Source organism: Bacillus sp. M13(2017), from assembly GCF_002218325.1.
In the GTDB taxonomy this organism is placed as follows: Bacteria; Bacillota; Bacilli; order Bacillales; family Bacillaceae_G; genus Bacillus_A; species Bacillus_A thuringiensis_K.
Genome location: NZ_KZ268514.1, coordinates 134,077 through 153,148, shown reverse-complemented (window position 1 = coordinate 153,148; position 19,072 = coordinate 134,077). Strand labels below are relative to the sequence as shown.

Below are 19,072 nucleotides of genomic sequence, written 5' to 3'. Positions count from 1 at the left end.
TTATAATCATTATAGATATCAATGGAATTTAAAAAAGATGACTCCTGTTGGATACAGAAATCATCTTCTTGATGTTGCCTAACTTTTTTCAAAATGTCCTTTACAAAGGGTACAGATTAGAATGCTTTACTCTTTTTTTCTATTCGATAATATACTTGGCAATTGTACATTAACTGCTAACTTATGAATAAATCCAAACACTAATCCAATCCCAATAAATATGTATAAGATTGTAAATATCTTTCCGAAATCAGTTTGCGGACTAAAATTCCCATCACCGACAGTCGTCAACGTGACCACACTAAAATATAAAGCGTCAATAGGACGTAATTCTTCAACTGTACTATAAAAAATCGTACCCGATATTAAAGTCAAAATTGTTAATACGAATAATACTTGAAATTCTTTATCTTTCCACGCTCGTAAACAGGCTCTTAACATTCGCTTTAAAGTTAACAAAAATGAAAGCATTAGATTCTCCCTTCCAAACAAAAATACATTTAGTCAAAGGAAAGTCTATCACCTTTCAGTATAGAAAAAAAGTAGCCCTCTTCTATTTCTAGAAAAGGGCTACTCTATTCGATTCTATCTTATTTAGGTGAAACAAGAATTTTCACTTGTGTTTTATCTTTTACAAGTGCTTCAAATCCTTCTTCAACAACTTGATCGACTGTAATTTTTTTCGTAATTAATTTCTCTGCTTGAATTTGACCAGAGCTAATTAATTTAATAACAGCTGGGAAGATGTGACGGTATCCTAAAATACCAATAACTTCTTTTTCTTTTAATACTAAGTTATTTGGAGTAATTGTTGCGTCTTTTTCCCATACACTAACAATTACAGTTTGTCCTTCGAAGCTTGTACTTTCAATCGCTTGACGTAGTACAACTTCAACACCTGTTACTTCAAAGCTAACATTTACACCTAAACCATTTGTTAAGTTACGAATTTCAGCTAACACATCTTGAGTTGCTGGATTTAATACATAATCCGCACCTGCTAATTTCGCTAACTCTTGACGTTCTTTAGAAAGTTCAACTGCAATAACAGGAGTCGCTCCTGCTGCTTTAGCTGCTTGGATAACAAGAAGTCCAATTGGACCGCAACCAAATACTGCTACAGCTTCCCCTTCTTTTAATTTACTTTGACGTACTGCATGAACTGCTACTGCTGCTGGTTCTACAAGCGCACCTTGTTCATACGTCATTTCATCTGGAATGTGATGAACCATATCTTCTGGTACTACTGTATATTCAGAGAAACCGCCGCCTTCTCCGCCAAGACCGTGGAAAACAAGTTGTTCACAAACATTGTAATGTCCATGTTTACAAGCTTCACATTTACCACAAGAATAAATTGGTTCTACAACAACGCGGTCTCCCACTTTATGAGATGTAACTCCTTCACCAATCTCTATTACCTCACCACTAAACTCATGACCTAAAATAACAGGTGCTTTCACATGTGTTAATGGATGTTCTTCTGTTGGAATAAAAATAGGCCCTGCTAAATATTCATGCAAGTCTGTCCCACAAATACCACACCATTTAACTTTGATTTTCACTGTTCCTGGTTTTACTGTTGGTTCTGGTACTTCTTCTACTCGTACATCACGTTGATTATGCCAAAGTAGTGCTTTCATTTTATACATCCCTCTCTATGTATATACTTAACCTGGTGAAGTTTACAATTCTATTATAATACTTCTATCCATATATTTCAAAAAAACAATCGCATCTCTACTAATTTTTTACAAATAACGTTCAATATTTTGTCACTTTGTACTTTTTTCCACATCTGTTAATTCAATTTCATTGCAGGTGAAATTAGCATTGTGCCATAATAGCATAGGAGAGGTGAATATCGCTTGAAATATTTTATTTACTTTATCGTTATCGTGGCTTTTTTAGATACATTTTCACAATTACCTATTATGAGTACTTTCGCTCAAAGCCTTGGAGGAACCCCTCTTATTATCGGGCTAGTTGTCGGTATGTACTCATTCGCTAATATGATCGGTAATATTATTGCTGGAGCAGCTGTCGATAAATTTGGTGCAAAAAAAATCCTTTATATAAGCATGGGAATTACGAGTTTCATAGTCTTGTTATACACCGTTGTTCAAAGTGGTGAACAACTATTAGTTGTTCGCTTTATGCATGGATTTAGTGATGGCTTTTTAATTCCTGCTGCCTTTACATTTTTATCAAAACAAACAAATGCAAAAAGACAAGGAAAAGCAATGGCTCTATCTGGTGCTGCTGTTGGAACAGCGGCAATCGTAGGACCTGCTTTCAGCGGTATTATGAAAGCAACAGCTGGCGTAGAATGGGTCTTCATTACTATTTCTATTTTAATGGCTCTTGGTACAATCGTATCTCTATTCTTCTTACCAAATAACGTATCAAGAAAAGATACATCAAGAACGCAAATGATGAACAAAGAAGATATGATTGAACTGTTAAAATCAGAACCGTTATTACAAGCATATATTGGTGCTTTCACATTAATGTTTTCACAAGGAATTGTCACTTATATGTTACCAGTAAAAGTTGAGGCATTAGCGCTTAAAGCATCTACAACAGGCATGATGTTAAGTGTATTTGGTATTACTGCTATCCTCTTTTTCTTGCTTCCAACAAATCGTATTTACGATCGATTTAATCGTTCGAAACTAATGCTAATCGGAATTGCAGTTATGGCATTCGCATTATCTTTACTCGGATTATTTGCTACAAAAGGTATGCTCTTTATTGTAATGATGATTTATGGAATTGGATTCGCAATCCTCTTTCCGTCTATTAACGCTTTACTCGTTGAAAATACTACAGACGATAATCGCGGAAAGGCATTCGGATTATTTTATGCCTTCTTCTCATTAGGAGTTGTTGCTGGCTCCTTTACAGTCGGCGCAATCGGAGCATCACCTAGCATCAGCTTCATTATCGGGACAGCATTTTTATTAACATTTGCTGGTATGATTTATGTAAGAAGCAAAGTAAAAAAGACAATGATGGGATAATCCATCGTTGTCTTTTTTAAAATGCATATTGATATAATCCGTAATATAATGGAAGCGTTGGAATAATGCCAATTAATTTAAATATAAAAGGTAATGGCTCATCTCGCTCTTCATATAAACGAAAAACAAAAACTGCAGTTAAAGTCCAAATGACGCTAAACAAGAAGATACATTTCCAAACAATCGAGGTTAATATTTGTATATCAAATACAAAACCAAAGAGCCCTATCGAATAGAACTCTTTTTGCTCAATATATTACTTTTGTGTATAACCAAATAACAATGTAAATAAATTGAGCCGTAAAGGCAATAATACATCTCTTCTTTTAAACAGAAAGTTTATAAATACTGACGATACTTCGACAATTTCCTCGGAAATATTTCCTTTCCTCACATAATTTGATACACTACACATGAATAAACACTTGTATTACATAAAGTGAAACTTTAATCAGTGGGGGGTTGTTCATCCCCACTGATTATTAGTTGAACCAATCGGGCTTTTACGGGCAGTTGATCTCCCACCTAATTTCTTTACTTCCGCTGAATTTTGAGGTGGGGATCTTACTGACCGTTAATGCGGGATAAACTAAAATAATAACTTACTGTACAAATTAAAAAGCACACTCTTCATATGAAGAATGTGCTTTTATGTTATTAACGTTTAATCCAAACAGCGCCTGCCGATTTATCTTCTGCCTGTCCAACAACTTGGAATTTAAGTCCAAGGTTTGGAACTTTTCTTCCTGCGTCTGCAATTTGCTTGTTACTATATACTTTTGAATCATCAAAAGTTGTAACACCTTGTAATCCAGAATAGTTAAACTGACCACGTGTTAATGAATTTACACTCCATGCTGGTGTTTTATCAAATGAAAATGCAGCATCTGCAATTTGCATGCCCGTATTACCGTATGCTGGTTTGCCGTTTAAATTACCAACTAGCGCTTCTGGATGAGAGTCAACAACACCAAGGAATCCTTCACCTGGATGCATCCCAACCCAGTTATCTTTGAAACTATCATCTGCATACCAAACGACAAGACCTGTATTATACACTGGACCTTTTCCTGCTTTTAAACCATTATCTGATCCCGCATAGTTTCTCCACTCTAAGTAGTAATAATGAGCTTTCTTCTCTGTCCCATCAGAAACAACAAAACCATTTAAATTCATTTTAGACTGTCCTTCTGCATCATCAGAAAATACAACTTGTCCATCAACAGTTACATTTACATTGTCCATCGCAAAACCTTTATATGTTACAGCCGGATCTGTAATATAGTCGAATTGTAGTTTCACTTTTTTGCCTTTAAATTGACTTAAATCATATGATTTATCAATCCATTTCCCATCTGTTGTATCTTTATCTCCTTGGACTACTTTTTCTCCAAGTCTATCAATTAATGTTTTCGTTCCATCTTCTGTTACTGCATGTACTTCGACGAAATCGCACTCTGCTTCTAACTCATAATTTGCTTTATAATCGAATTTTGCATTTGTTCCTTTCGTTAAATCAAAGAATGGTGTCTCTAACGTTGTATGCATATCATCGCCTCTTGTACTATAATATGCATGCTTTCCAAACTCCGGTTTAATCGTTTCAACACTTTTACCTGGTAAGTTAACACGTACAACGCCGGGACGATTTGATTTCGTAACACTTTGATCAATATATGTAGGAACTCCCACACCACTCTTAATTTTATCGTAATCTACTTCTAATATTTTTGCCCAGTTGCCACCCATATTCTTTTGTAAGAAGTCTTTATTTTGTGGTGAAAAACTAGTCGGCTCTGTTCCTGCGATTTTCCCTGTCCAACTACCTCCACTCATTAATGACCAAGCTTCGACTGGTGAACCATTTCCAGTATATTTCGTGTCATATTCATCTGGTAATCCAAGATCATGTCCAAATTCATGCGCAAACACACCTACAGCTCCATCTTCTGGTTCAATTGTGTAATCATGTGCTGCTACTTTTCCACCAAAGTAATCTACCTTTGATTTCGTACCTTCAATCGCTACTGGATCTACTGCTAATTTTGAACGATGTGACCAGATCGCATCATCACCTAATTTACCGCCACCAGCTTCTTGACCAACACCAGCATGGATTACCATTAAATGATCAATTACACCGTCAGGTTCGTTTTGATTCCCATCCCCGTTTGTATCATATCTATCAAACTGATCAAACTGAGATAAATCTAGTCCTTTCTCAGCAGCTGCATGCAAAGCTTCTTTCACTAAATCACGTGCACCTTTCGGACCTTTATTATCGTGACCACTGCTACCATCAGCTCCATAATCAGATGCTTTTCCGGGAACTGTTAGCCACTCCGTTACATATCCGTCTGTCGTATAACTACCACCAGACTGCTCTTCATAGTATTGTTTAAACGTTTTTACTTTTGAACCATCAAATAATGTATAAGGCTCCTTACCAAACAACATCTTTTGATAATGTTCTCTACTGAAGTCTTTCGAATACATATAACCTGGTGTTTGATCAATATTATTATGTTTATAATCACTAAATTCAACGAGTAGCACTAATACTTTATCCGATCGAACAGATCCTTTATATGGAGCTTGCTTTGCTTTTGAAGTTGGAACTTGCCCATTCAATTGCTTTTTATTTGGTTCTGGCTTTTGCTCAAGATTAATATTTTTTTCAGTCTTTTTTACATTTTCCTTTTCTTCCATCTTTTTCTCTTTTACTTTTTTTGTGAAATCAGACGTTTCTTGTGAGTGAGCATCTGGAAGAATTTCTTTGTTCGCCTGATCTCCTTGTTTCTTTTCAATATATTGCTCGACAGCCTTTTTCGTCTCTTCTTTAGAAGATGCTGGATTAATTGTTCCTCTTTCTTTCAAAGCTTCCGCTAAACGATCTTCTTGAATTAAATTGTAATCAATTGGCGTTGTAGACACATTCTCTTTCTCTTTTGCTGGCGTTTCTGCATATGCTAACGGCGCACTCATTACAGATGTGCATCCGATAATTGCTGCAATTGCTAATGATGACAACACTTTAAATGGGGCTTTTCTTCTCATTCCATTTCTCTCCTTTTATAAAACTTAAAATTCAGATAAATCGGTGCATTTTTGTCGAAATCTCTGTTTACTACCCTCCCTATATAAAAAGACATAATTCTATAAACATTAAACTTTCTGTTATAGAATCATGCCCTCCAGTTTTCTGGTCAGACCCTCTATCTGTTTATCCCTTGGTTTAACTAATAATCAGTGTGGTGATGAACAAAGCCCCCACTGATTAAAGTTCCACTTTATATCGAAATATGAAAAATAAAGAGTTATGTGATATATATTAAATATCTTATATAACAAATTTAAAAGACAATATGCAAAATTGCATGAAAATTCTTTTAAATAAAAAAGAATCCTAGTCAATTAAACTAGGATTCTTGATTTTCTATTATTTCTCTTGTGTTTTTTCCCAATCAGCTAAGAATTTCTCAATTCCTTGATCTGTTAATGGGTGCTTCACTAATGAAGCAATTACGTTTGCTGGGATTGTTGCAATATGTGCACCGTTTAATGCTGCGTCAGTTACGTGAACACTGTGACGTACAGATGCTGCAATGATTTCTGTTTCGATGCCATGAATCGCAAAGATTTCTGCGATTTGACGAATTAAGTCCATACCGTTATGACCGATATCGTCTAAGCGACCTAAGAATGGTGAAACGTATGTTGCACCAGCACGAGCTGCAAGTAACGCTTGAACTGCTGAGAATACTAATGTAACGTTTGTACGAATTCCTAAGTCAGAGAATGCTTTTACTGCTTTTAAACCTTCTGTTGTCATTGGAACTTTTACAACAACGTTTGGAGCAATTTTCGCTAATTCTTTTCCTTCTTCAATCATTTTATCAGCTTCTAAGCTAATTACTTCTGCACTTACAGGACCTTCTACAACGTTGCAAATTTCACGAATGCGCTCGTGAAAATCTACGCCTTCTTTTGCTACAAGTGATGGATTTGTCGTTACTCCAGCTAATACGCCTAATGCATTTGCCTCTTTAATTTCGTTAATGTTTGCTGTATCAATAAAGAATTTCATTTGTTGTTCTTCCTTCCTAATTTTCATTTTATATTTATTTATTTTTCTTAATAAGCTCTAATTCAATCGGAATAGATTTGTCCACTTTTTTACCTTGTGTTATCTCTTTTGCTGTTTGCATCGCCTTCTCTCCGATTAATTCTGGTTTTTGAGCGACTGTTGCAGCCATACGCCCATCATTAACCGCTTTCACAGCATCTTCTGTTGCATCAAATCCAACAACGACTACATCCGTTTTTCCAGCAGACTTCAATGCTTCAAGTGCACCTAATGCCATCTCGTCGTTATGAGCAAACACGGCTTTAATATCGCTATTTGCTTGCAAAATGTTTTCCATAACAGATAATCCTTTCGCCCTATCAAAATCAGCCGCTTGTTTTGCAACTACTTTTAAAGACTTATCGGCTACGTTATGGAATCCTTTCCCACGTTCACGAGCAGCGGAAGATCCAGGGATTCCTTCTAACTCAGCAACGTTTGCTCCTTCGCCAACTAATTCCCGAATGTAATCACTAGCCATTTGACCACCTTCGATATTGTTAGAAGCAATGTGAGAAACAACCTTACCTGAATTCGCAACGCGGTCTACTGTAATAACAGGAACATTTGCTGCATTTGCCGCACTTACTGCTGAAGCAACAGCATCTGAATCGGTCGGATTAATAACAACTACATCAACACCCTTTTGAATTAAATCTTCAACATCGTTCGTTTGCTTTGCTGCATCATTTTGTGCATCAACAGCAATTAATTCGATGCCACTATCTTTCGCTTTCTTTTCTGCACCCTTTTTCAAAGTTACAAAAAAGGGATTATTTAAAGTTGAAACAGAGAATCCAACTTTAATAGTTTTATTTCGACCTTTATCGCTAGAATCCTTTGCCCATTCTGGCGGTTCCATTGAACAACCAGCAGTAATGACCATAATACATGCAACGAGTATAAGTAACCATTTCTTCATGAACTGTCCCTCCATTACGCTTCTTTTCTGCGATCAATTAATACAGCTAGTAAGATTACAAGTCCTTTTACAACTTGTTGGAAGAAAGAAGATACACCTAATAAATTTAAACCGTTATTTAGTACACCGATAATAAGTACACCGATGAATGTACCAACAATCCATCCTCTTCCCCCAGAAAGACTTGTTCCACCTAATACAACTGCTGCAATTGCATCTAATTCATAAGAAGTACCTGCAGTCGGCTGTGCAGAATCTAATCGTGATGTTAAGACAATACCTGCAAGCGCTGCCAAAATTCCGGAAAGACCGTAAATCATTACTTTAATTCTCGTAACATTAATACCTGATAGTGCTGCTGCTTCTTCATTTCCACCAATTGCAAATGTACGGCGACCAAATGTCGTTTTCTTCAAAATGAAGTACAGTACTGCGAAAGCGATCATCATTGTAACAGCTGGTACCGGAATACCAAGAAAATAACCGCGGCCAAACATTTGGAACATTAAATGATCACCAAGACCAGTGATCGGACGTCCGTCCATATAAACAAGCGTCAACCCACGAAAAATAGTCATTGTTGCCAAAGTTGCAATAAATGGAGCTACTTTTCCTTTCGCAATGATGATACCGTTTACAATTCCCATTGCAAGACCTGCTAATAATCCAACTGCCATTGCAAAGAACGGTTCCATGCCACTTGCCATCATTCCAGCAACAAGTGCACTTGCTAATGCTAAAATAGAACCTACCGATAAGTCAATACCCCCTGTTAAAATTACGAAGGTCATTCCGAATGCAATAAGCGCATTAATCGATACTTGACGCAGTATATTAAATAAATTTGGAATTTCAATAAACGCTGGATTTAAAGCTGTAATTACGACGATAATTAATACTAAACCGATTAAAGAACCGAGTTGTTGTAATACATTCCCCTTCTTAACCATCCTTACTCTCCCCCTGTAGCTAGTGCCATAATAGACTCTTGTGATGCCTCATCTTTCCCTAAAATGCCGCGGACTTTTCCTTCATGAATAACAAGAACTCGATCACTCATCCCTAAAACTTCCGGAAGCTCAGATGATACCATAATAACGGCATCGCCTTGCTCTGTAAGCTTATTCATAATAGAGTAAATTTCTTTTTTCGCTCCAACATCAACACCTCTTGTTGGCTCATCTAAAATGAGTAATTGAGGATGAATGCCTAGCCATTTTGCGATTACAATCTTTTGCTGATTTCCACCAGAAAGAGATTTCACTGCCTGCTCTCCGCTAGATGCTTTCACATTAAGAAGCTTCATCATATCCTCTGTAAACTGTTGTTCTAGCTCATTGCTTAGAACACTTCCCTTTGAAAGACTTTCTAAATTCGGTAAAGCTAAATTTTCTCGAATTGAAAAATCTAACACTAATCCTTCAGACTTTCTATCTTCTGTAATAAAAGCAATTCTTTGTCTAATTGCATCTATTGGACTATCAATCTTTACCTCTTGTCCATTTATAAAAATTTGTCCAGAGTCTAAAGGTTCGTATCCAAATATCGCTTTCATAATATCAGTGCGACCAGCCCCCATCAAACCAGCTACACCAAGGATTTCACCTTTCCTCACTTGAAACGAAACATTTTCAAATTTCCCTTTCTTCGTTCCGTTACGCATTTCAAAAATGATATCACCAATTTGACTATTTCGCTCTGGGTAACGTTCACCAATGCTGCGCCCCACCATCATACTCACTACTTCATCAAATGATGTTTCTGGAATTAATCTCTTTCCCACGTATTCTCCATCACGCAAAATCGTAATAGCATCACATATTGAGAAAATCTCTTCCATACGATGCGAAATGTACACGAATGAAACACCTTCTTTACGTAACTTATTAATTACTGTAAAGAGCGTTTCGATTTCACGATCCGTCAGTGCCGCAGTAGGTTCATCCATAATAATAACGCTCGCGTTTGTCATTAATGCTTTCGCAATTTCGATAATTTGCTGTTGTCCAACCGATAATTCCTCTGCTAACATAGCGCCTCTTACATGCAATCCTAGCTCTGCTAGTTGTTGCTGCGCAATCGCGTTCATTTGTCGAGTGCGTAAAATACCTGTTTTCCCATACATTAACTCTTTACCGAGAAACATATTTTCAGCTACTGTTAAATTCGGCAATATGTTTAGTTCTTGATGTATAAATGCGATGCCGTACTCTTCAGCTTCTTTCGCATTTTTAAAGGTGCGCTCTTGCCCATCAATCGTGATCGTCCCACCATCTTTTTTATATACACCTGTTAAAATCTTCATGAGCGTTGATTTACCCGCTCCATTTTCCCCCATCAATGCATGAACTTCTCCTGTTTCAATCATAAACTGTGCATTCTTCAAAACAGGATTGCCATTGAACGCTTTTGAAATATTTTTCATTTCAATATGCATTCTCATCACTTCCCTTTATTAAAAAATCACGCCTGCATGTAAAATTATATTTGCATAAGGCGTAGCCTCACCTGTACGAATAATCGCCTTCGCTTTCTTTGTATGCTCTTTAAATTGTTCATGAGATACATACTCAAATGCTGGCTCTATTAATTTCTGCTCGATTTCTTTATTTACTTCCGCATTCTTTATAATGACTTCTTCTGCTAACGTCACTTTTTCAATTGCCATATCATCAGCTACAACTTGTAACACCTCTAAAAAACTCGGTTTTCCAATCTCAACAGCTAAATCAATTCGTTTTACTCCATCCGGAATCGGTAACCCGCAATCAGCAATTACAACCATATCTGTATGCCCAAGTGAAGCAAGGACTGCCGCGATTTCACTGTTTAATACACCATGCTTTTTCATCCAACAATCACCTGCACTTCACGTACTCGATCTCTCGTTGGCATACCGCCCTGTGCTCCAAGTTTTGTTACAGAAAGACCACCAGCAATATTCGCGAAACGAATTGCTTTTTGAAGTGTCTCTCCTTCAGAAAGTGCAACTGCTAGCGCACCATTAAATGTATCACCAGCTCCAGTTGTATCCACTACATCAACAGCAATGCTAGGAACATGTACAATCTCTGTTCCATTATGGAAACGGACACCTTTAGAACCTTCTGTCATCAATAATTTATTTGGATACTTCGCCAATAAATCTTCAATTGGTGATGTAAAATCATCTAATACGATGCGGCACTCATGTTCATTTGGCGTAATATAAGTTGCTTTTTCTAAAATATCTTCTGATAAAACTTGTGCTGGCGCTGGATTCAACATAACAGGAATGTTATGTTCCTCACAAATAGCTAATACATATTTTACTGTTTCAAGTGGAATTTCCAGTTGAAGAACAACCATATCCGCTTTTACAAGAAGGTCTTTGGAGCGATCTACCACTGACTTGTTTACAAAAGCATTTGCCCCTTGTACGACAACGATACTGTTATCTTCTTCTGCTAAAACGATATGAGCAATTCCTGTCGTTCTATCTGTAACCGGTACCACATAATCGATAAAAACGCGTTCGTCCTCTAAATTTTTTCTAACTACTGTTCCATAATCATCATTTCCTACGGCTCCAACCATTGCTACATTTGCTCCTAACCTAGCTGCAGCAACTGCTTGGTTTGCCCCTTTCCCTCCTGGGATTGTATGAAACTCTTCACCAATTACTGTTTCTCCTGCTTTCGGCCGTTTCTTTGAAACAGCCACTAAGTCCATTGAAATGCTTCCTACTACTGCAATATTTGGCATCTGTTTCATCTCCTTACTTCGTTGTATTTCGTTCTATAATTTCAATCGGTAAACGATAGTGTTTCTCTTCTAATGTATTTCCTTCCATTTGCTCTAGCAACAACTCTGTTGCAATTTTCCCCATTTCATATATCGGTTGTGCAACTGTTGTAATAGATGGATACATCATTTCCGTTAAAGAAATTCCATCAAATCCGATAATTTGTAAATCATCTGGAATGGCAATCCCCTTTTGAAGTGCAGCCTTTACAATACCAATCGCAATTAAATCATTCCCAGCAACAATACCATCAATATGCGGGTATTCTTCTAATAATTCCATCGCTACACGCTCACTATTTGCTGGATCAAACGTACTCTCTGCAATCATATACGAAAGATTATTTTGCGTAATAACGTCTACAAAACCTTCAAAGCGTTCATTTGCAGTACTCACATCACGTGGACCGCGAATATGTGCAATATGTTTACATCCTTTATCTAGTAACAACTTTGTCGCAGCCTGACTTCCTGCATAGTTATCTGCATATACAGTAGGAATACGCTCATTAAACATACGGTCAATCGCAACAACTGGAACAGATACATTCATGTAATTAACACTATTTTGTGGATTCGTTGCTACAATAAATCCATCTACATTATTTTGTCTAAGCACATCAATATATTGTTTCTCTTTTTCTAAACTTTCATCAGAGTTACAAAGGACAACTGTGTAACCTTGTTTATGTGCTACATCTTCTACGGCACGTGCAACTTCCGGAAAGAATGGATTCACGATATTTGGAACAACTAAGCCAATTAAACGAGACTTTTTATTATACAGTGAACGCGCTACTGTACTAGGCTTATAATCTAACATCTCAATTGCACGCTCTACCTTCTTTAATGTATCTTCGTGAACATATCCATTTTTATTTAAAACTCTGGAAACGGTCGCAACAGATACTCCCGCTAATTTCGCAACGTCTTTGATCGTACTCATTCTCTTTTCTCCTCACTTCATGTAACCGTTTACAGAAAATAATATAACGTATTTCTAAAAATACGTCAATCATTTCTCACTAAAAAGCTTTTAAGGTTATACTCAAAGAAGCACCGCCATAAGGCGATGCTTCTTCATTATGAGTATGATACAGTTTTTTCTTTTTCTTCTACAGCAGGCTCTTCAGCATCTTTTTTACGATCTGATAGTTTAATTTTTTGTAAGAAAATCGTAAAGATGGCACCTACTACGATAAATACTAATCCTGTTAAGAATACAGTATGAAGCGAGTCTACTAAAGAGTTTTTCAAAATAGGTACAATGCTGTTAGCGAACGCTTCTGGCATTTGTTTTAATGCCTCTGGGCTAAATAGCATCGAATATAAACCTTGTGGATCTGTGTGAATCATATCTTTAAATTTCGTTACCATTTGACCCGCTTCTTTCGGGAATGTATCTAATACAGGTACTAAATTCTTTGTTAATGTCGTACCTGAAGTGTTATTCATAATCGACCCTAAAATTGTAATACCAAATGTACCACCGATTTGTCGGAAGAATTGACTTGATGACGTTACGACACCAAGGTCTTTTTTCGGGAAGCTTTCTTGTAACGCTAATGTTAATGTCGGCATTACAAGACCCATTCCTAAACCGATAACCATCATATAAGAAGTAGCTGTAAGCTTCGTTGTGTACATATCCATCGTTGTTAATAACCAGAAACCACCGGCCATAATAAGCATACCTGCGATAATTTGTGGCTTTACACCAACTTTTAATACAAGTTGCCCACCGATAATACTCATCACAATCATTGTAATCATCATTGGAGTCATAATTGTTCCTGATTCAGCAGCGCTTACTCCTACAATACCTTGCATGAAGAATGGTACAAACATAATCGCGCCGAACATTCCAATACTCATAAAGAATCCAATCGCATTCAGTATTGTAAATGTGCGATTTTTAAAGAAGTGCATTGGTAAAATTGGCTCTTCAGCTTTCGTTTCAACGATAACAAAGCTAACGATACCAATTACAGCTAGTGCAAATAAACCGATAATTTGCCAAGAATCCCATGCATAATCTTTTCCGCCAAACGTTAGCGCAAGTAATAAACTTACAACACCGAGAATCATCGTAAAGATTCCAGCGATATCAATTTTAATTGGTCCTGTTTGTTTATGCGATTTTAATCCCATTGCAATAAAGATTGTTGCTAAAATACCAACCGGTAAGTTAATGTAGAATACCCATCTCCAGTTCACTGCATCTACAATCCAACCACCAACTTGTGGTCCAATTACAGAAGCAAGGCCGTATAACGCACCAAAAATACCTTGCCATTTTGCACGTTCTTTCCCCGTGAACATATCTCCAATAATAATCATAGCCATTGGCATCATAATACCGCCACCAAGACCTTGAATACCACGGAAAATAATTAATTCTGTCATACCATTTGCCATACCACATAACGCCGAACCAATCATGAAAATAACTAGCCCTGTTATATATACGTTACGACGACCAAGTAAATCCGCTAATTTACCTGCAATTGGTACAACTGTCGTTGATGTTAACATATAAGCTGTTGTTAACCATGTCATTAAACTTAATCCACCTAGGTCACCGACGATACGTGGCATTGCTGTACCAACAATTGTTCCATCTAATGCAGCAAATAGCATCGCGATAATTAAACCGATTAACAACAACTTTCTATTTTGATTTTCTTGTTGCTCCATGTAATCTCCTCAATTCCTCTTAGTTATTCTCTTTTTTCTCTTGTGTCCCACAAATAATGGTTTCTAACTTCTCAAAGAGACGTAATAAATCTTCTCTTTCTTGCAACTCTAAATGTGAAAAGTATTTTGCAATATGCTCGTTACGAGCTGTCATTGCCTCTTCTACTCTAGATTTCCCCTTTTTCGTTAACTCGATGATGACAACGCGACGGTCATCTTTGTCGTGATAGCGTTCTACAAGTTCTTGATCGATTAGACGATCAATCATCACTGTAATCGCGCTAGGCTTCACATACATCTTTTTCGCTAATGTTGTCGCTCTTGAAGCCCCATAATGATCTAAAATCTTTAAAATATAAAACTGCGGTGGTGTAAGTCCTGTCGCTTGCATTTGTTCTAATAACTCCGTCTGCATTTTCTTTCCAATCGAAAAGGCAAGAGCTTGAATTTTATCGATATGCGTCATATCATTTGGCATGTTATCCACCTCTTATTTAAACAATAAAATATTTAATGTATTTAAATATTAATCCCACGAACAAAATCCGTCAATACTTTTATTCATAAAAACGTTTACATTTTTGTCACAAAGTTGTATAATTTTCGACGAAGTTAATATTGACAGTCACGGAGAAACGGAGTACACGGCTATGAATCATAAAAAAGGAAACTTTTTTATATTTCATGGCCTTTTTATGTTCTCTGTCTTAAAACGCTTCGAATTAATTAGGGGAGGATTTTCATTTTATGTTTTTCACACAATTATTTAAACCTGCGCCCCACGCGGAACGCTTACCAGCTGATCGCGTTGATAGCGAATACCGTAAATTACGTTTACAAGTATTCTTAGGTATCTTCATCGGTTATGCAGGTTACTACTTTGTTCGAAAAAACTTTTCACTAGCAATGCCATACTTAATCGAGCAAGGCTTTAGTAAAGGGGAACTTGGGGTTATCCTTTCAGCAGTTTCTATCGCTTACGGATTAAGTAAATTTCTTATGGGTATCGTATCCGATCGTTGTAATCCTCGCTACTTTTTAGCAGCTGGGCTATTTTTATCAGGTATCATTAATATTATTTTCGGCTCATTTTCTTTCATTACAACGAGCATTATACTTATGTTTGTACTTCAGTTTTTAAATGGATGGGTACAAGGTATGGGATGGCCTCCTTGTGGTCGTACGATGGTTCACTGGTTCTCTATTAGCGAACGTGGTACAAAAATGTCTATTTGGAACGTCGCTCATAATGTTGGCGGAGCGCTTATGCCTTCCCTTGTAACATTAGGCTTATACTTCTTCGCAGATGACTGGAAAAGTATTTTTTACTTCCCAGGTATTCTTTCAATTTTAGTTGGTATTTATGTATTAATTACGATGAAAGATACGCCTCAATCTTGTGGACTACCTTCTATTGAAGAACATACTGGGGAATATCCACCAGATGAAAAAGTAAAAGATCGCGAACGCGAGCTTTCAGTAAAGGAAATTTTGTTTAAATATGTATTAAACAATAAGTTTTTATGGTACATCGCTATTGCGAACGTTTTCGTATATTTCGTACGTTACGGCGTTGTAGACTGGGCTCCTACTTATTTAGTAGAAGAAAAAAGCTTTACTCATAGTAGCTCACGTACTGCTTACGCTCTATATGAATGGGCTGGTATTCCAGGTACACTTCTTTGCGGATGGATGAGTGATAAACTATTTAAAGGACGTCGTGCACCTGCTGGTATTTTATTTATGGTTGGTGTATTTATCGCAGTTCTTGTTTACTGGTTAAACCCTCCTGGTAATCCAATGGTTGATAGTATCGCACTTGTCGCAATTGGATTTTTAATTTACGGACCGGTTATGTTAATTGGTCTACACGCTCTAGATTTAGCACCAAAGAAAGCTGCTGGAACTGCAGCAGGCTTAACTGGATTCTTCGGTTACTTAGGCGGAGCTGCTTTCGCTAGTGCAGCTATGGGCTTTATCGTAGATGCATTCGGATGGGATGGCGGATTCATCTTATTACTCGCATCTTGCGTACTTGCAATGTTCTTCCTTGCTCTTACTTTAAAGACAGGGTCAGTAAAATCAAAACAAGCTTAAATAACATATAACAAGCATAAAAATAGCTCTTAGCATCTACATACATGCTAAGAGCTATTTTTTATTTTCATTGCTGTTCCTACTAATAATAACAACCAATTCCTTCCCTACTCTAATATTAAAAGATTTGATGAAACACCTTTATTAAAACAGCTAACGTAACAGATGCAGCAAATCCCCCTAGACAAATTAAACTTACCCCTTGACTATATGACAAATTTTGAAATGATTTCATTGCTTCCATCCTCCCTATCTCCCCTTTGATACTTTTATTTTACCAATGGGAAAAATTTCATAACATCGATTTCTCTAACAACTAACTTACAAATTTGTAAGTTAACATCTTTTCAACTTATATATCTAGTATTTCCACAAATAAGAGTCATTTATACATAAAAAAGACCTCAGTTATACTAAGGTCTTCGTTACATTCTATTTCATTTTATAATCATCACCGGACATTTCACTCGTTTTGCTATTTTATGACTTACACTTCCAAGCACCATTTCTTGCAATGTATTTAATCCTCTACTTCCAGCGATAACAAGATCTATATCTCCTGTATTTACATATTGAACAATCGTATCTCCAGGATCACCATGTAATATCGTAATTGTATAAGAAATGTTCTCTTTCTTTAATAAACCTTCAATCTCTTTTAATTTATCTTTTCGACTAGCTGATATTGTTTCTAAATCTGTTTGACCTTGTATAATATCTGATTTTGCCGTTCTATTATCTACTACGTACACAACTTCAACATTTGTTTCTTCGCTACATTTCGCAATATATGTTGCATGCTCCGCTGCTCGAAGTGCATGTTCAGAACCGTCACATGCTAATATAATTTGTTTGTACATATGCTGAATCCCCTTTTCGTTATCCTACTCGTATTATATAATAAAGCCCCCTAAAAAGGAGGCTTTTAACTAGCAATTCTTTTATTATAAGTAGCTAAATTTGCAACAAGTTTTGAGCTACGTTCATTTAATCCCTTTATACTCACTTTCACACCACTTTGTTCATACTTCATGATAACTTTATCAATTGATGCCACTGCTGAATCATCCCATACATGCGCATGAGTAAAGTTCATCTCAATTTCTTTCACATCTTCATTAAATGAAAAAGCATTTATAAAATCTGCCGTAGACGCAAAGAAAAGTTGACCGTGAATTTCGTATATTTTCTTATTTTCAATATATAAATGTTTCACGTGAATCTTTGCCATATTGAATGCAAATAATACGGCACTAATTACTGTCCCAATGACTACGCCTAACCCTAAATTGTGGGTAATAAGAACGACTACTACTGTTACGATCATAACGAATGCATTCCCTTTTGGTACTTTATGAATCGTTGTTACAGAGTTCCAATCAAATGTTCCGATCGAAACCATAATCATAACTGCAACTAATGCTGCCATCGGAATATGAACAACATAATCACCTAAAACGAATAGTAATACAATTAAAAACCCGCCCGCTATAAACGTCGATAATCGTCCGCGTCCACCTGATTTAATATTAATAACAGATTGACCAATCATTGCACAACCTGCCATTCCTCCGAAGAAACCAGCAACAACGTTTGCGATCCCTTGTCCGCGTGCCTCTTTATGCTTATTACTTTCCGTATGCGTCATATCATCTAAAACTGAAGCTGTTAATAAAGACTCTAGTAAACCAATGATTGCAAGCATAACTGCATAAGGTAAAATAATCCCTACTGTTTCTAATGTAAATGGCACATCAGGAATACTAAAGAACGGTAATTCTTTCGGTAGGCTTCCCATATCCCCTACTGTTTTCAACTGTAATCCGCTCATAAGTGCAATACTCGTCACAATAATAATTGAAATAAGCGTAGAAGGTACAGCCGTTGTAATACGTGGAAATAAATATATAATTGCAAGTCCTAATACAACGAGTGCATACATTTGCCAAGTTGCATTTTTAAAATGCGGTAATTGCGCTGTAAAAACTAAAATTCCAAGTGAATTTAAAAAACCACTCATAACAGATTTCGGAACAAACTTCATAAATGAGCTCAGTTTGAACACGCCAAAAATAATTTGGACGATACCTGTTAATATTGTTGTAGCAAATAAATATTGCAAACCATGATCTTTAACAAGCGTTACCATTAATAATGCCATTGCACCTGTTGCAGCTGAAATCATTCCAGTTCTTCCGCCAACAAATGAAATGGTAACCGCAATACAAAAGGCTGCGTATAGTCCAACTGTCGGATCCACGCCTGCAATAACAGAGAAGGCTATCGCTTCAGGGATTAATGCTAAAGCAACGACAATTCCTGATAACACGTCCCCTCTCACATTAGAAAACCAGTCATTTTTTATCGTTTGAAACAAAATACCACTCCTCTACTCCTTTATAATTTGATTTTCTCCATAAGAAA

18 protein-coding genes and 1 pseudogene are annotated in these 19,072 nt (G+C 36.6%); 3 read left to right on the top strand and 16 right to left on the bottom strand.

Annotation, left to right across the window (positions count from 1 at the left end):
• On the top strand, positions 1-82 hold an 82-nt coding region (locus CGQ22_RS31720; protein WP_141106080.1), incomplete at its 5' end, for an IS3 family transposase.
• Between the two features lie 44 nt (positions 83-126).
• Here the strand turns inward: CGQ22_RS31720 and CGQ22_RS25730 are convergent.
• Together CGQ22_RS25730 and bdhA are read right to left on the bottom strand one after the other, a co-directional pair.
• Positions 127-471, bottom strand: coding sequence for a potassium channel family protein (locus CGQ22_RS25730; RefSeq protein WP_000948209.1), 345 nt, complete (start codon positions 469-471; stop codon positions 127-129).
• A 119-nt stretch (positions 472-590) separates the two neighbouring features.
• Positions 591-1,643, bottom strand: coding sequence for a (R,R)-butanediol dehydrogenase (gene bdhA / locus CGQ22_RS25725; protein ID WP_000645827.1), 1,053 nt, complete (start codon positions 1,641-1,643; stop codon positions 591-593).
• A 225-nt stretch (positions 1,644-1,868) separates the two neighbouring features.
• On the opposite strand from bdhA, the gene CGQ22_RS25720 reads away from it, so the two are divergent.
• Positions 1,869-3,023, top strand: a complete 1,155-nt coding sequence (locus tag CGQ22_RS25720; protein WP_000873268.1) for an MFS transporter — start codon at positions 1,869-1,871, stop codon at positions 3,021-3,023.
• 16 nt (positions 3,024-3,039) lie between these two features.
• On the opposite strand, the pseudogene CGQ22_RS32170 reads toward CGQ22_RS25720, so the two are convergent.
• From CGQ22_RS32170 to CGQ22_RS25670, 11 genes and pseudogenes are all read right to left on the bottom strand, one after another.
• Positions 3,040-3,252, bottom strand: a pseudogene (locus CGQ22_RS32170) (hypothetical protein); the annotation flags it as partial.
• A 428-nt stretch (positions 3,253-3,680) separates the two neighbouring features.
• A complete protein-coding gene (gene inhA2, locus CGQ22_RS25715) occupies positions 3,681-6,080 on the bottom strand; it encodes a M6 family metalloprotease immune inhibitor InhA2 (protein ID WP_089149535.1) in 2,400 nt (799 codons plus the stop codon).
• 382 nt (positions 6,081-6,462) lie between these two features.
• Entirely contained in the window at positions 6,463-7,110 is a 648-nt protein-coding gene (fsa, locus tag CGQ22_RS25710) for a fructose-6-phosphate aldolase (RefSeq protein WP_000667661.1), read from the bottom strand.
• 34 nt (positions 7,111-7,144) lie between these two features.
• On the bottom strand, positions 7,145-8,071 hold the full coding sequence (rbsB, locus tag CGQ22_RS25705) for a ribose ABC transporter substrate-binding protein RbsB (protein WP_000758976.1): 927 nt from the start codon (positions 8,069-8,071) through the stop codon (positions 7,145-7,147).
• Positions 8,072-8,085: 14 nt separating this feature from the next.
• Positions 8,086-9,021: an ABC transporter permease subunit gene (locus CGQ22_RS25700; RefSeq protein ID WP_074593791.1), complete on the bottom strand. Its 936-nt coding sequence runs from the start codon at positions 9,019-9,021 to the stop codon at positions 8,086-8,088.
• A gap of 2 nt (positions 9,022-9,023) precedes the next feature.
• Positions 9,024-10,508 (bottom strand): ribose ABC transporter ATP-binding protein RbsA, encoded by a 1,485-nt coding sequence (gene rbsA / locus CGQ22_RS25695; protein ID WP_061883779.1) that lies wholly within the window; start codon positions 10,506-10,508, stop codon positions 9,024-9,026.
• A gap of 18 nt (positions 10,509-10,526) precedes the next feature.
• Positions 10,527-10,922, bottom strand: coding sequence for a D-ribose pyranase (rbsD, locus tag CGQ22_RS25690; protein WP_000716135.1), 396 nt, complete (start codon positions 10,920-10,922; stop codon positions 10,527-10,529).
• Positions 10,919-11,815 (bottom strand): ribokinase, encoded by an 897-nt coding sequence (rbsK, locus tag CGQ22_RS25685; RefSeq protein ID WP_061883778.1) that lies wholly within the window; start codon positions 11,813-11,815, stop codon positions 10,919-10,921. Before rbsK ends, rbsD begins: the two co-directional genes overlap by 4 nt.
• A gap of 13 nt (positions 11,816-11,828) precedes the next feature.
• The gene (rbsR, locus tag CGQ22_RS25680) at positions 11,829-12,800 is read right to left on the bottom strand and encodes a ribose operon transcriptional repressor RbsR (RefSeq protein ID WP_000104057.1); all 972 of its coding nucleotides are present in this window, start codon (positions 12,798-12,800) and stop codon (positions 11,829-11,831) included.
• Positions 12,801-12,937: 137 nt separating this feature from the next.
• A complete protein-coding gene (locus CGQ22_RS25675; protein ID WP_000437642.1) occupies positions 12,938-14,551 on the bottom strand; it encodes an MDR family MFS transporter in 1,614 nt (537 codons plus the stop codon).
• A 19-nt stretch (positions 14,552-14,570) separates the two neighbouring features.
• The gene (locus tag CGQ22_RS25670) at positions 14,571-15,029 is read right to left on the bottom strand and encodes a MarR family winged helix-turn-helix transcriptional regulator (RefSeq protein ID WP_001132366.1); all 459 of its coding nucleotides are present in this window, start codon (positions 15,027-15,029) and stop codon (positions 14,571-14,573) included.
• A 269-nt stretch (positions 15,030-15,298) separates the two neighbouring features.
• On the opposite strand from CGQ22_RS25670, the gene glpT reads away from it, so the two are divergent.
• Complete coding sequence (gene glpT / locus CGQ22_RS25665) at positions 15,299-16,648, top strand: glycerol-3-phosphate transporter (protein WP_000466383.1); 1,350 nt, start codon at positions 15,299-15,301, stop codon at positions 16,646-16,648.
• 118 nt (positions 16,649-16,766) lie between these two features.
• On the opposite strand, the gene CGQ22_RS25660 is transcribed toward glpT, so the two are convergent.
• The 3 genes from CGQ22_RS25660 to CGQ22_RS25650 form a co-directional block, all read right to left on the bottom strand.
• A complete protein-coding gene (locus tag CGQ22_RS25660; protein WP_000834733.1) occupies positions 16,767-16,883 on the bottom strand; it encodes a DUF4027 family protein in 117 nt (38 codons plus the stop codon).
• 202 nt (positions 16,884-17,085) lie between these two features.
• Positions 17,086-17,508, bottom strand: coding sequence for a universal stress protein (locus CGQ22_RS25655; RefSeq protein ID WP_000277998.1), 423 nt, complete (start codon positions 17,506-17,508; stop codon positions 17,086-17,088).
• Between the two features lie 65 nt (positions 17,509-17,573).
• A complete protein-coding gene (locus CGQ22_RS25650; RefSeq protein WP_089149534.1) occupies positions 17,574-19,025 on the bottom strand; it encodes a SulP family inorganic anion transporter in 1,452 nt (483 codons plus the stop codon).
• Positions 19,026-19,072: the final 47 nt, after the last annotated feature.